13 protein-coding genes are annotated in these 14,507 nt (G+C 33.6%); 5 read left to right on the forward strand and 8 right to left on the reverse strand.

Features of this window, described 5'->3' with window-relative positions; all coding sequences use genetic code 11:
- Positions 1-3 precede the first annotated feature (3 nt).
- Positions 4-2,328, forward strand: a complete 2,325-nt coding sequence (locus tag DMB92_RS00120; protein ID WP_142681014.1) for a tetratricopeptide repeat protein — start codon at positions 4-6, stop codon at positions 2,326-2,328.
- Between the two features lie 14 nt (positions 2,329-2,342).
- Here the strand turns inward: DMB92_RS00120 and DMB92_RS00125 are convergent, their stop codons facing one another.
- Both DMB92_RS00125 and DMB92_RS00130 read right to left on the reverse strand, forming a co-directional pair.
- Positions 2,343-2,990, reverse strand: a complete 648-nt coding sequence (locus DMB92_RS00125; protein WP_142681015.1) for a hypothetical protein — start codon at positions 2,988-2,990, stop codon at positions 2,343-2,345.
- Positions 2,991-3,179: 189 nt separating this feature from the next.
- Complete coding sequence (locus DMB92_RS00130) at positions 3,180-4,535, reverse strand: phosphomannomutase/phosphoglucomutase (RefSeq protein ID WP_142681016.1); 1,356 nt, start codon at positions 4,533-4,535, stop codon at positions 3,180-3,182.
- A gap of 106 nt (positions 4,536-4,641) precedes the next feature.
- Here DMB92_RS00130 and fliL point away from each other — a divergent pair, with 106 nt between their 5' ends.
- Entirely contained in the window at positions 4,642-5,202 is a 561-nt protein-coding gene (gene fliL, locus DMB92_RS00135) for a flagellar basal body-associated protein FliL (protein WP_142681017.1), read from the forward strand.
- The gene (gene acpS, locus DMB92_RS00140) at positions 5,202-5,552 is read left to right on the forward strand and encodes a holo-ACP synthase (protein ID WP_142681338.1); all 351 of its coding nucleotides are present in this window, start codon (positions 5,202-5,204) and stop codon (positions 5,550-5,552) included. The genes fliL and acpS overlap by 1 nt, the downstream gene beginning before the upstream one ends.
- 26 nt (positions 5,553-5,578) lie before the next feature.
- Here acpS and DMB92_RS00145 read toward each other — a convergent pair whose 3' ends face one another.
- From DMB92_RS00145 to DMB92_RS00170, 6 genes are all read right to left on the reverse strand, one after another.
- On the reverse strand, positions 5,579-5,932 hold the full coding sequence (locus tag DMB92_RS00145; RefSeq protein WP_142681018.1) for a hypothetical protein: 354 nt from the start codon (positions 5,930-5,932) through the stop codon (positions 5,579-5,581).
- 8 nt (positions 5,933-5,940) lie between these two features.
- A complete protein-coding gene (locus tag DMB92_RS00150) occupies positions 5,941-7,302 on the reverse strand; it encodes a cytochrome P450 (protein ID WP_142681019.1) in 1,362 nt (453 codons plus the stop codon).
- Positions 7,303-7,310: 8 nt separating this feature from the next.
- Complete coding sequence (locus tag DMB92_RS00155; RefSeq protein ID WP_142681020.1) at positions 7,311-8,444, reverse strand: DUF829 domain-containing protein; 1,134 nt, start codon at positions 8,442-8,444, stop codon at positions 7,311-7,313.
- 160 nt (positions 8,445-8,604) lie between these two features.
- Positions 8,605-9,801 carry a capsule biosynthesis protein gene (locus DMB92_RS00160; protein ID WP_142681021.1) on the reverse strand — a complete coding sequence of 399 codons (1,197 nt, stop codon included), beginning with the start codon at positions 9,799-9,801 and terminating at the stop codon, positions 8,605-8,607.
- Positions 9,798-11,867, reverse strand: coding sequence for a capsular polysaccharide biosynthesis protein (locus DMB92_RS00165; RefSeq protein WP_142681339.1), 2,070 nt, complete (start codon positions 11,865-11,867; stop codon positions 9,798-9,800). Before DMB92_RS00165 ends, DMB92_RS00160 begins: the two co-directional genes overlap by 4 nt.
- 12 nt (positions 11,868-11,879) lie before the next feature.
- Complete coding sequence (locus DMB92_RS00170; RefSeq protein ID WP_142681022.1) at positions 11,880-12,527, reverse strand: transcriptional regulator; 648 nt, start codon at positions 12,525-12,527, stop codon at positions 11,880-11,882.
- 154 nt (positions 12,528-12,681) lie between these two features.
- Between DMB92_RS00170 and DMB92_RS00175 the strand changes: the two genes are divergently transcribed.
- Together DMB92_RS00175 and dcuC are read left to right on the forward strand one after the other, a co-directional pair.
- Positions 12,682-13,044 carry a Rid family detoxifying hydrolase gene (locus DMB92_RS00175; RefSeq protein WP_142681023.1) on the forward strand — a complete coding sequence of 121 codons (363 nt, stop codon included), beginning with the start codon at positions 12,682-12,684 and terminating at the stop codon, positions 13,042-13,044.
- A gap of 3 nt (positions 13,045-13,047) precedes the next feature.
- Positions 13,048-14,502, forward strand: coding sequence for a C4-dicarboxylate transporter DcuC (gene dcuC / locus DMB92_RS00180; RefSeq protein WP_142681024.1), 1,455 nt, complete (start codon positions 13,048-13,050; stop codon positions 14,500-14,502).
- Positions 14,503-14,507 lie beyond the last annotated feature (5 nt).

Raw genomic sequence — 14,507 nt, forward strand, 5'->3', positions numbered from 1 at the left:
AACATGGCTGAAGAAGAAGTAATACTCAAAGAAAATAGCGGAGGTGGCTCTGGTTTTTCAAGAGATTCAGGCAAAGAAGAAGCTGAAAGCGGTTTTGAAGAAGTAAAACCTAAAAAATGGTATGAAGATAGTAAATTTATTTTTATTTTAGCTGTTTTGCTTGGTATTTTGTTATTTTTGATTGTAGTTTTGATGTTTTTGTATTCGCAAAATAAAACCCCTGCTAATGTTATAATCCCAAGTTCTGTTGAAGCAGGTCCTATTCAAACTACTGATGAGAGTTTAAAATTTGAAGCAGATAAGATTGATGGTATGATCCAAAAAGCAAACGCTCTTTATTTGAAAGGAGAAAGAGAGCAAGCCTTAAAGGTTTATGAGCAGATAGCTCTTTATAGTGAAGCTTTATCAAACTATAATCTAGGTGTTTCACAGATGAATCAAAAGAATTTCACTCAGGCACTTCAAAGTTTTCAAAGAGCCATTCAAAGCAATGAAAATCAAACAGTGGCAGCGATAAATGCCGCAGTTTGTGCCTTGTATCTTGGCGATCAAAAACAATTTGATTATTATTTGGATTTAGCCCTTGTGTATCTTCCAAATGAAGGGGATTCCGAGCTTTTTGAATATTATCTAAGTCTTATAAATTATTACAAAGGTTTTTATCCTGAGGCTTTACAGAGTTTTCAAAAGGTTCAAGTTGAACATTATGCTGATGAAAGCAAATTTTTAAGTGCAAAAATTTATGCAAAAATGGGACTTAATACCAAATCAATAGAAAATTTGCAAAACCAAGGTAGCTACGAAGTAAGTCTTCCTCTTGGACTTTTATATGCTAGAATGGGTCGTTATGGCGAGGCTAAGACAAATTTAGAAAGAGCGATGAAGATAGAAAGAGATTTTAATCAAAGCCTAGCAGCACTTTCTTTTATAGATCTTAAAATTGGAAAATATCAAGACATGTTAGAAAGGCTTAATGCTCTTGTAAAGGGCAATGAACATAATATCTTAAAAACAAATAAAATCAAAGTAAGCCTTAAAAAAGAGCTTACAAGCATACAAATCGCTCAAGATAATTTTATCAAGGATTTTTTAAAGGATAAAAAGGAACAAGCTGATATCTTGTTTTATTTTGCACCTTATCAGGTTTTTGATGCTAAAGAGGCTGCTAATTATATCAACAAAGCAAATGTCAGCAGTTTCTTGCAAGATGATCAAGGAGGCGATTCGTATTTGATGAGTTCGCATACACTTTCATCAACTAATGTTAAGCTTGCAAGGATTATTTCTCATGCTCTTGAGCATAAGTTAAGTCTTGCTAATGAAGAATTTAAAAATTTGCTTCAAACCTATAAAGAACATTCTATTTTGCAGTATAATCTTGCTTTAAGTTATGCACAGCTTCAAAACTATGACCTTGCTTTTAAGCATTTTTCAACTGCTTATCATATCAATCCCAAAAACTACGCAGCCGGAGCTTTTGCTATACTAGCAGGATCTTTAAGCGATAAAGATATTTTAAAGCTTCAAGGCGAAATTCTTGACAATATCAATACCGATGATAATTTTGATCAACAGCTTTATCAAAATATCATGTTCTTTGCCAATAACGAAAGCTCGACCATGCTTTCTTATCTTGATAGTGAAGATAATTCATCATTTAGCCTTATTTTTAAGGCTATTATTGCTAAAATGAATAATCTTCCTAATGAATTTGACAAAGATATTAACTTACTCAAACAAGCCTTAAATGACGATATTTTAGTAAATATTTTATATTTTAATGCAAAAAATTCAAATTTAAATATCAAAGAATATGCTCAAAATGCTCAAATTTATTTTAAGGATTCTGAGCTTGATTATAGAGCTTTAGCAGGTGGAGCAAGGGTGGTAAGGGATAGTTATGTAAGTTTAATGCGTGTTGTAGGGCTTTTAAATCAAAAAAGAGAATTCATCAAACAAAAGCTTGCGATAAAAGATGAGGATCAAGTGGGTCTTACTTCAACTTTAGCTTATATGGATATTTATGCCGGGCTTTATGGTGAAGCTTATGCACTTTATGATACTTTGATTAATGATTATAAGGTTAAGGACTCTATGACTTATTTTTTAGCAGCAGTTGCTGCCATAGGTTCAAATAACCCAAATGCCGCCATAGCTCTTTTGGAGCTTTCAAAACTTGAAGATACAGGAAATCAAGAATCAAGAGTAGCATTAGGATTGCTTTATCATGAGGTTCAAAACTACGAACCTGCTTTGTATCAATATCAACAGATTAAAAATGATTTCCAAAGCAAATTCTTTACTTTTGATATATTAAAAACTCCCTAAAAGGGAGTTTAAATTTAAGCATTGATATTAAGTGCATTACCACCAAGTTCTGTGATTTTGGCACTGACCTTTTCTATGGCTTTATCTATAGTATCTTGAGAAATCTGTGGTAGTTTTCCTCCCCAAATTTTTTCAGCTTCTTCAAAGCCTCGTTTCATACCCTCAAAGCCTTTTTGAAGTTTATCAAGATCATCTCCAGCACCCATGATCACAAAATCAGCAATTCTACTTGCCGTATTTTCAATACCAAAAAAGCCATTTTCACCCAAAAGTGCGTTAAGCTCATCAGAATTCATAGATAAAGGATTTTTTCCTGTATAACCAATAGAGGCAAAGTCAATTTGCGAAAGAACACTTGTTGCCTTTGTGCTATCCCCAAAATTACCGCTTAATAAGTCTGTTATGCTTGATTGAGTGCCTAAATTTCCAAAAACATTGTTTAGACTTTGTTGCTGGAATTGTTGGAAATAAAGCTGAGTTATACCCTTGCCACCCAAAGATTTGAGCTTATCTAATGTTTCCTGATCGACAGTAGAGCTTGACTGAGCATTTGCCGAGGCCGTGCTTTGGGTATTGGTTTGAGAATCTTGCGTTTTTTTCTCATCTTTGTTCGCCACATTTTGTGCTGCTAAATTTGCAACACTTGCTGAATTTACTTGCATCCTTGCTCCTTTATATTTTAGTGTTATGCACTGATTATGATCGTCAAAAAAAATAAAAAATTTATACTTGAAAATAAAAACTTACAAATGATTTACCCTAAGAGCTTATACTTTCACTTGCACTTAAGATAATTTAATTTATTTATAAGTTTACCTCCTTAAAGATAAAGCTCCAAAGTATTTTGGAGCTTATTTTATCTTCTCAAAAAGCGCTAAAACTTCTTCTTGAATTTGTTTTGATCTTTGTAGCGTGGTTGCTTCAAAACGCGTTACAAGATAAGGACTTGTGTTTGAAGCTCGAAGTAAAGCCCAGCCATCTTCAAAAGTAATCCTTGCCCCATCAACTTCACACAAATCCTTAACGCCGTTTAAGGCTTGATTTTTGACCGCATTTTTAAATTTTTCAACAAGTTCAAATTTTTCTTCTTCGCTTACCGGAATTTTTAGTTCTTCTGTGGTGTAAAGTTTTGGTAAGGCTTCGATCATTTTTTCAAGATCAAAGCCCTTGAAAACAAGCTCAAGAGTTCTTAAAAAAGCATAAATTCCATCATCATATCCAAAATAACGATGCTTAAAAAAGATATGTCCGCTCACTTCAGCTGCTAGGTCTATGTTTTGTTCTTTCATCATTTTTTTGATATTAGAATGTCCCGTTTTTCCCATAAAAATTTGTCCAAATTTAGCAACCTCATCAAAGAGATTTTTAGAGCATTTTACTTCCCCTAAAACACGAGGATTTTCTATATTTTTAGCAAACAAATAACAAAGCTCATCGCCAAAAAATACTCGGTTTTGATTTAAAACGACTAATCTATCAGCATCGCCATCAAATGCAAAGCCAAGCTTTAAATTTGGATTTTGTTTTAAGCATTCTTGTAGCTGTATCAAATTTTCTTTTTCTGTTGGATCAGGGGCATGATTTGGAAACTGACCATCAGGTTCTTTAAAAAGAATTTTTGCTTTTAAATTTAGGGCTTTGATTAAAGGCTCTATCACGACTCCACTTGCTCCATTTGCACAATCAACCCCAAATTCAAAATCAAAATTTTTTAAATGCTTAAATTGCTGTGTCATAAAGTTTAGATAATCGCTTAAAACATCATATTCTTCACAGTTAAAATTATCTTCAATATACATATCTAAATTTTCTTCGACCACTTTTCCAAAGGCTTTAAGCTCGCTTCCAAAAAAACTTTCTTTGTGGATAGTGATTTTAAAACCATTATAATCTTTTGGGTTGTGAGAGCCTGTGATCATGATATTAGCATCAAATTCCTTGCCCGTATAAAGAGAGAAATACCCAAGCGGAGTTGGCACAAGCCCTAGTGTAAAAACCTTTATACCAGCTTTATTTAGCCCACTTACAAGATATCTAAAAAACTCCTGCGCACTATATCTTGCATCAAAACCCACACTAACGCTTTTGCAATCTTCTTCAAGCATTTTCCGTCCTAAGAAATAACCGATGACTTTGACACTTTTTTCATTAAGTTCCTTGCCATAAAGCCCACGAATATCGTATTCTCTAAAGATAACATCTAGCATTTTCGTCCTTTGTTCGAAAAAATTTTAATTTTAACTTGTAAAATTTGGATATATCAATAAATTTTGCTACAATTTTACAATAATTTTTTTAAATTGAGGAAAAAAAATGGAAGAACAAGAAGTAGAAGCCACAGAACCCAAAAAAAAGGGCGGTTCTTTAGTCTTAATCATCGTTATATTTTTATTTGTTCTTTTGCTCGTTGTCCTTGGAGCAATAGCCTTTTTAATGTTATCTTCACCAGCTGATGAAGCAGAAGCAGCACCAGCGGCGACAACAACAACCGCAGCAAAAGAAACAAAGGGTGCGGGTGCAGCTGCTGGTGCAAAGGCAAACAATGCACAAAGGGGTAGTGATTATGCTAATATTGGTCCTATGTTTCCTTTAGCTCCTTTTACTTTAAATTTGCTCAGTGAAAGTGGAGCTAGGTTTGTAAAATGCACTATTCAGCTTGAACAAAGCACAGAGCTTTTAACCCCAGAACTTGAAAAGAAAACAGCTATCATTCGTGATGTTGTGATCAGAACACTTACTTCAAAAACCTTTGAAGAGGTTAGTACGACTAAGGGCAAGGAAAGGCTTAAAGATGAGCTTGTGGGCAGAGTGAATGAAATTTTAACTGATGGCTTTGTGAAAAATATTTATTTTACAGACTTTGTCGTGCAGTGATTTTACTTGGTTGTGATATAAGTTCTATTTCAAGGATAGAAAAAATTTATAAGAAGTATGGCAAGGCTTTTTTGGATAAGTTTTTAAACTCTCATGAACAAGCTTTAATTAAAAGTCCCGCTACTCTTGCGGGATTTTTTGCTGCTAAAGAAGCTGTGAGCAAGGCTTTGGGCGTTGGAATTTGTAAAGAGTGCAGTTTTTTTGATATAGAAATTTACAAGGATAGCAAAAATGCTCCTAAACTTCGCCTAAGTGCTAGGATCATGGAAAATTTTCGTATCAAAACAAGTGCTTTAAGTATCTCACATGATGGAAATTTTGCTATTGCTGTGGCAGTTTTGGAAAAGTAAGGATTTTAAATTTCTTTTGATTTGAGTTAAATTTGCTTGCCAATGGTTTGTTTATCAAGTCCATTTTTTAGCATGAGATCAACTATGGGTTGCTCTCTTTTGTTTGATCTTTTGCAGTGATCTTTTTGAAAGACATTAGTGATCTTGATCACAATCTTTGCCCAAGTTTTGTGTCTATCCCTCCAAGCATGCGAAGAAATAGACTCCCAAGCATAGCCATTAAACAAGGTTGCATTGACAAAATGATCCATAGCACGAACACCTTGTCTTACTCTTGACACGCTTCCAAAAGTTCCTATGATCACAATGAGTAAATATCCAACAATAGCCAAAGGCACGATAGCACAAAGCAAAATCGTCCCTGCAAGCTTTTCTTTCATTATAACCTTTAACGCTTTGTAAATTTGATATTCATGCCATTTGCAGAGCGTATAGTAAGACGCCCAACTATATCTGGCACAAAATTTTCTTGTAATTGTAGCTTATATTTCCTTAAAATACTCGCAAGGATTAAAATTGCTTCTTGCATAGCAAAGCCTTGTCCTATACATATACGCTCGCCCATACCAAAGGGCATATAAGCATCTTTTTTAAATTCTCTTTCATATCTTGAGGGATCAAAGCCATTTGGATTATCCCAAAAGCCTTTGTGGCGGTGTATGAGCCAAGGAGCAACCACTACTCCTGAATGCTCGGCAATGATTTTATCGCGCATTTTAGTTTCTTTTTTTGCTTCTCTTGCAAAAAAGCCTACAGGGGGATAAAGTCTTAGGGATTCTTTAAAGACATTTGTGAGGTATTTCATTTTCTTAAGATGAGCAATGTTAAATTTCTCATTTCCAGCAACCTCTATAACCTCTTGATAAGCCTTTTCTTGCTCTTGCTCAAAGAGGCTTAAAAGATAAAGCGTCCAAGTAAGAGAGCTTGCCGTAGTTTCATGACCTGCTAAAAAGAGCATAGAAACTTGGTCTAAAATTTCTTTAAAAGAAAATCTTTCATTTGTTTGTGCATCAACAACAAGAAGCAAAGAAGCTAGGATATCTTCTTTGTCTGGGATTTGATTTTTACTTACAGCTTCGTAGCGAGGTTTGATGATATTTGTTAAAACTTCTCTGATTACATTTCCTGCTTTCATTCTTTTTCTTTCGCCCAAAAGCTTTGAAAGCCAGTCAGGAAAGCAAAACATTTTCCTCATCGCTGTTCGCACGGTTTGTTCTTGAAAGGTTACAAAGGCATCAAGTATGATTTTTCCTTTTTCTTCATCAAGTTTTTCAGACATAATAGTTCTAAAAATCACATCAGCAGTTACAAAGGTCATCAACTCATCAACTTCTATAATAGCACCATCTTCATAAGTATCAAATTTATGCATCAAATCATCAACAGCCTCGCTCATAAGGTTAAAAACCTTAGTGATCCTTGTCATTTCAAAAGAAGGTTTTAAAAGCTCTCTTTGTTTGTGCCATACTTCTCCATTTGTCGTAAAAATACTTTCTCCAAGTAAGGGTTTTAAAAGCGTGTGTAAAAGTTCGCTTTTTGGGAATTCTTTAACCTGATCGACCATGATTTTACGCACTTCTTTTGTGTCATTGACGACAAAAAGTTCAAAACCGGGCATTTTAACCTTGCCCATTTGCATACTATAACTTCTCTCATAAAGCCCATCAAGCCAAGAACGCCTTTTAAATAAAAAGGTTGCTAGGGTTGAAGCCTTGCTTTTTTGTGGTTTTGGGTGAAATGGACATTGCATGTTGTTTCCTATAAGTTGATTTTGTTTTCAAGAAAATTTTCGCCTGCGATAAAGTCGAAAAAATCATATCTTCCCTTAAGTTCGCTTGCACAAAGGTATAAAAAATGCGCTCTATACCAGTCTCTTCTTATCTTTTGATACTCTTGTGGGGTATAAAGTTTATGAAACTGCGTTGATAAAAGCTTAAGTTTGAGTTTAGAATCTTGTATATGCGTATCTTTGATAAAATCGACCAAATAAAAACAAGCCCCATCTATTTTTGAAGTAAAATCAAACCAAATTAAATCTTGCTCCTGAGAGAGTTCTTTCAAGCCTTGTATAAATTCATTAGAACTTTTATGAAAGCTCATTAGCGGGATACATTCTCCAAGGGTAAGAATTTTTAAAGCCTTGTAAGAACATTGCGTTTTTTTGCAAAGTGCTATGAGCTTTGCTGCAACACTGCTTGCTAGGATTGTTCCTACGCTATGAGCAACAAGGATAAGTTCATATTTTTCTTCCTTGCTGTTTTGTTTGAGCTTTTTAAAGATAAACTCGGCAAATTCATCGGTTCTTGTGTTGATATTTTCAATATTTCCTTTAGACCATCTTGCACAAAAAGCACAAATTCTAGATAGCCAAAAGGCTGCTGTTTTGTTGCCTATCTTTAAAATGAGCTTACTTGCCAAAAAAATCAAAGCAAAAGATATGATCAAAGCCACGATAAAATGCGTTTTTACTGCAATAAAAGTAAAAGAATAATAAATAATTAAAAATACAAAAAGATAAGAAAACAAAACATAAAAAAAAGGATAAAAACCAGCGATTAAGGGTGCTTTACAAGATCTTGCAAAACGAAAAAAAAGCCCTGTGATGACATAAATTCTAAAAAAATCAAAGCAATCTTGCAAAACGGCAAAGATATTTTTAGGCCAGTTTTGTCTTACGATGTCATTCCAAGCTAGGAAAGTATAAGAAGTTGTTACATTTGGTGCATGAATTTGCCAAGAAGGATAGGTGGCTTGCTTTGCTTTTTCTAGTGTATAGTTTTGCGAGTGGTATTTATTTTGCAAGGCTATATTTTTTTTAAATAAAGAATAATAATACCTATAACCCCTAGGATCATATCCAGCGATATAAAACACATCTCTTTTTAGTTGCATTGAGCTTCTTTTAAATTTAAAATAAATTGCCCAATTTTACTTAAAAATGATTAATGAAAAACTTAAGAATACACCTAAAAAACTCTTATTAATCAATGTTTAGACAAGCTAAGTCGAGTTTTTTATATATTAAATAAAAGATAAATAAATTTTAAATATATCATTTGAAATTATTTAAAAAGCAACTTTTATAATAATTGCCATTGATTTGATTTGTATCAAGTAAGTAGTTTTTGAAATTGACATAAAGCTGATTAGACGGACGATTTGCGTGCGATTCTTTCCAGAAAAAATCAAGCTTTCCTTGATAAGTAAGCCCTGTTATATCATAAAAAGCTTCACCGCAAACTTTCAAGGGGCAGTTATGATAAAGAGCAGAAATACCTACTGTGCTGTTGATACTCACACAACCTAAAGCCCCATTTAAAAGGGTTGGTAAGTGTATATCATGCACATAAAAGACTCTATTTTGAAGCTGGTATCGCTCGCATAAATTTTTTATCAAGTGGCTATAATTTTTATATCCTCTATCCATGGGGTGATGTTTAAATACCAAAAAATGCTTATCTCTGGCGTTTTTTGCAAAGGATATGAGCGTATCTTCTATAAATTTTTCTATACTTTTATTTTTGTAGTGTGTTAGAATTTGTGTGTCATTAAAAACTTGCAAAACAGCAACGAAATATTTTTTTTTGTTTTCTAAGATATCTTCACAAAGTTTTTTTTCACTAAAATGATAAATGATTTTTCTGTATAAAGAGCGTATCCATGGAAAAACTTCTAAGGGATTTAAGGTTCTATGATGTAAGCGGTTATTGTAATGCCAGCCCATTAAAAAGGCAAAAAGCCAATACAAAAATGCATAAAAAGCCATGATTTTAAAAGCTCCTTTTATGCTTTTGTTTTTTTGGTTTGAGCATTTACTTAAGTAGCCAAGATAAAATTCTTTATCGCGTGGAATTTTTGAGTTTGCATTAACGCCGTCTTTTTCAAGAGTGATAAAATTTGGACGCAAGTAGCCCTCTTCAAAAACATAAATTTTTACATTCATTCTTCTTGCGACCTTGATAGCTATGCGGTGCAAAGGACGGCAGTCATTATAAACGATGAGTGTATTAATCTTATGTTCAGTGAAAAAATGTTTTATAAAATGTCTAAAAGCTTGCAATTTCCCAAGATAAGCATGAGCCTTAAAAGGATAAAATATCTTATCTCCGCCGTTAAAATTAAGCTTAAAAACCTCAGCATTCAAGCTTCTTAATTTCCTTGCGAATTTGTTAAAAAATGGACCTATAGGACCTTGAAGTAGCAATACTCTTTGATCCTTAAATTCTTTTATCTTTTCTTCAAATTTCATTTTTTTAAATTCTTCACACCAAATTCAAACATTCTTCTTATCTTTCGCAATGCAAAAGTTTTAGTATCGATCATAAACCTAATATGCCTTTTTGAAAAATAATCTTTTTGTAAATTTAACATTGTATCAAAACAAACTTCAAATTCACATAAATTTTTCGTTTTTACATCAATATATCTTGGATAAAGTAAAAGAGTACCTGCTATAAGTTCATCAAGACTTAATTTTCTTGTCCTTCTTTGACATATAAGCCTATCTTTGCTTAAACCCCAGCCAGCATAAAAGGGCAGACCATAGGTAAAAACTTTTTTATTTCTTAAAAGAGCTTCAAAACCTGTAGTAGAAGTGATAGTATGCACCTCATCACATAGATTTAAAGCACTATCAATGCTTGTATTTTTTATCACCTCATCGCAGTATTTTAAGATAATCTTTTCATCTTTTAAGCCTATTCTGTTGCCACTTAAAACATCAGGGTGAGGTTTAAAAATGATATAGGCTTTAGGATTGTTAAGACGAACTTCTTTGATGAGATCAAGGGTGCTAAAGCCCATGCCACCTAGGATCATAGAGGCATCATCTTCAACTTGAGCAGGTATGAGTATCACTTTTTGAGCAGGGTCATTTTTAGGCTTGATTTGTGTGTGTGAAAGATTGTTGTATTTAGAAAATTTATGTTTGATGATATTTTCTTTAGCCTTTTTTGCTCTTTCAAGCAAGTTTTCATCAAATTCGTAATTTTGCAAGATATTTTCAAGCTCACTTTCTTCACTAGGATCAATATAAAGCCCTTTATTATCCACGACCAAAGAATAAGGACGAGTAAGATCAGAGCCTAAAGAAACAGAGCGAATGAAGCCATCTTCAACATGATAAATTTGTTCTTTTTTGATAGCAATTTTTTCTAAAATCATCTTTTTTGTAAATTTATTGCCCCAGATGAAAATTTTATCCTCGCTTTTGATATTTAATTTTTGCAAATTTTGAAGTGAGGATAAAAAAATGATTTGGTTATTTTTTGCCTTGAAAAAGGGCTTCATAAACCATCTTTTCCAAAGTGAAAACCCAAGAAAAAACAAGCGATGAGAATTAGCTTGTTCTATTTTTTTATACTTAGCGAGTGTTTTTATGGTATCAATGATATTTGAGTTTTGTTTTAGGTAGGGGTTAAAATACCTTGGATAAAGGATATATGCTCCTGCAAAAAGTTCTTCCAAGCTTAGCTTTCTTGTCCTTCTTTGACATGTAAGCTTATCTTCGCTCAAACCCCAGCCAGCATAAAAGGGCAGACCATAACAAACGCATTTCACTCCCATGATCAAGGCTTCAAAGCCCATACCAGAAGTTTTAGTATAAACTTTTTCAAAATAAGAAAGCAAGTCTATGGGATTGAAATTTTGAGTGATGAGTATGCAATTTTGCGGTAAATTTTGGACATTAAAATCGCTTTTTTTCTTGCCACTTAAAACATCAGGGTGGATTTTGATATAAATTGTTGCTTCTTTGTTTTCATTTATTGCGTCTTTGATGATATTTTCTGTGTCAAAATTTTGTGCTAAGCCGTATTTTAAAGAAGCATCATTAGCGGTTTGAGTGATGATAAGAATGCGTTTTTCATCTTTTTTGAAAAAATCTTTAGGAACGCTTTGATTTGTGTTGTATTTAGAAATTTGATATTTTTTTATTAGTTTTATGGCAGTTTTGGCTTCTTGGAGTAAATTTAAATTTTTGCTAAAATCATAGTGATTTAAAAGTTCTTCAAGTTTTGAAGCCTTGTTTGCATCATAGTAAATTCCAAGCTCATCAAAAACCAAGCTAAAGCTTGGAGAATTTTCTACTCCAAGTGCTAAAGAGCGTATAAAACCATCTTCTAAAAGCATAAATTTAGCCCCGTATTTTTGCGCAAGTTCTATGGCTTTTTGTCCTGATTTTTTGCGTCCCCAACCATAAAAAATAGCCTCTTTAAGCGGAGGCTTTAAAAAATCATAACTCTTTGGATAAGGCTTGATCGTGATGAAATCTTTAACACTTTTGATGAGTTTTTTAGAGCTTGAAAAATGAAGCATTTGCAAGTTTTATCATTTCTTAAATTTTTTCAAATACCTATAAACACTAGGTTCTGAAATTTTCAAAAAATTTGCCACTATGGGAACAGCTCCTTTGATATTAAAAATTCCCTTCTCATAAAGGCTTTTGGCAAGTTCTTCTTTTTGAGTGGGGCTTAGCTGATAAGGAGAGTCTAGATAACTCATATCCACACTTTGAGCTAAAATTTCTTCTATAGAGCCACTTAGGGTTTCAATGCTTTGCGAGCTTGAGCCTTGAGTTAAAAACTCGCCCACATCTCCTATCTTTTCTATATCTATGATCTTACAAACCAAATCCCTCATCAAGCTTGTATCATGGTTTATACATAAAATTCCTACAAGCTTATCCGCATTTTTGATAAAAAAAGTTGAACCCCTGACGAGTTTATTTTTGCCGATCAAGGCTTTATAATCACATAAAAAATCTTCTTTTAAATACGCCTTATTTTGTATCAACTCGCTTGCAAAAGCACTAAGAGGAGAATTAAGCGTGCGTTTGCTGATATGATTGTTTGCGATAGCTGCTATGTAAGCTCCTTTTTTTGAGATGACATGAAAAACAACCTCGTATTGTTTTCCTAAGACCTCTCCTAAAAAATGCGTGAGTTTGATGAATTGTTCTTTTTGATTTTCGTCCATAAATTTAGCCTTGATAATTTATGAATTGTATCTTTGTTATGTTTAAAAAGGGATTAAAAATAAAAATTTATTATTGTGATAATAAAATATTGACAAATAATTATTATGATGATAAAATATGATTACATTTTTATTAAATGACTAAGGAGAAAAAATGTTAAGTTACCCTAAGGCTATAGGTCCTTACTCAGCTTACAAAGAAGCAAATGGCTTTGTTTTTGCTTCAGGACAGCTACCTATCAATCCAAGCTCAAGCCAAATAGAGGCTATGGATATAAAAACTCAAACCAAGCAGGCTTTGAGAAATGTCGGTGCTATTTTAGAAGAAAATGGCTTAAGCTTTAAAAATGTCGTAAAAACGACTTGTTTTTTAGCAGATATAAATGATTTTGCTGCGTTTAATGAGGTTTATGCTGAATTTTTTGAAGCACCTTATCCTACAAGAAGTGCTTTTGCGGTCAAGGACTTGCCTAAGGGTGCTAAGATAGAGATAGAAATCATCGCCTTTAAAGGATAAAAAATGCTAGGTTTATCTTTTGCACTAATTAGCGTTGTTTTGCTCGTTTTTATGCTTTACAAAAAAATCAATGCTCACATGGCTTTGCTTTTAAGTGGTCTTTTCTTGCTTAGTGTGGCTGGAATTTTTCATTATTTTGATGTGAGTGGTTTTCATGCTATCACTGAGAAAAAGTCCCTAAATTTTGGCTTTTTTGATATTTTCCAAGTGGTCAATACCACTATGTCAAGCACTTTGGCTGGGCTTGGGCTTACTTTGATGTGTATAGCAGGATTTTCAGCTTATATGGATCATGTGGGTGCAAGTTATGCTTTGTTTAAGGTTTTTGAAAAGCCTTTAAAATCAGTTAAATCCCCTTTGCTTTTGCTTATAGTGGCGTATTTTATCGTGCAGTTTTTGGTGCTTTTTATCCCATCTCATGCTGGGCTTGCACTTTTGCTTATGGTAACAATGTATCCTATCTTGGTTCGCACAGGCGTTTCTAAGCTTTCGGCCTTGAGTGTGATTGCGATTTGTCAGTATATTGATCATGGTCCTGGTTCTGGTAATGTGATCATGGCTTCAAATGTTGCAAATATCGATCCAGCCGAGTATTTTGTAAGCTATCAATTACCAACCACCTTACCTATCATCTTAGCTGTGGCTGTGGCGATTTATTTTTCAAATCGTTATTTTGATAAAAAAGAGGGTTTTAAATTTAACGCAGAGGCTGTTGAAGCCGAACTTGTAGAAAATTCAAATAAAGAAAAAGAGCTTAAAAAACCACCTTTGATTTATGCGATATTGCCTATCATTCCTTTGGTTTTGATACTTGGTTTTAGCTCAGTGCTTGATAGTATCTTGGTTTTATGTGGTCTTACCACAGCTGAAGCTGTAAAAGAAGGAGCTAGCACAGCTATTAAAATGAATGTGCCTGTTGCTATGATCATTTCAACTTTTATTGCCATTGCTTTTGAGATGATTCGTTATAAAAGCGTGGTTGAAACCTTAAATTCAATCATGATTTTCTTTAAGGGAATGGGACATTTATTTGTTATCACAGTTTCGCTTATCGTTTGTGGTCAAGTATTTGCAAGCGGACTTTTGTCAGTTGGCTTTGTGGATACCTTGCTTGAGCTTGCTAAGGGAGCTGGATTTGGCGTTATGGCTATTATCATCGCTGTTTCTATCTTGCTTGCTGTTTGTGCTTTTTTAATGGGTTCAGGAAATGCAGCCTTTTTTAGCTTTGCCCCACTTATCCCAAACATAGCAAAATCTTTTGGTATAGAAACGATCACAATGATAGCACCTATTCAAATCATGACAGGTTTTGGGCGTTGCGTTAGTCCTATAGCTCCTGCTATTTTAGCAATTTCAGCGATGACTAAGGTTAGTCCATTTCAGGTTGTAAAAAGAACAGCAATTCCTATGCTAACAGCAGCTGTTGTTAATATCATCATGACTTACATTTATTTATAAGGAGA

The organism is Campylobacter sp. MIT 99-7217 (assembly GCF_006864365.1).
In the GTDB taxonomy this organism is placed as follows: domain Bacteria; phylum Campylobacterota; class Campylobacteria; order Campylobacterales; family Campylobacteraceae; genus Campylobacter_D.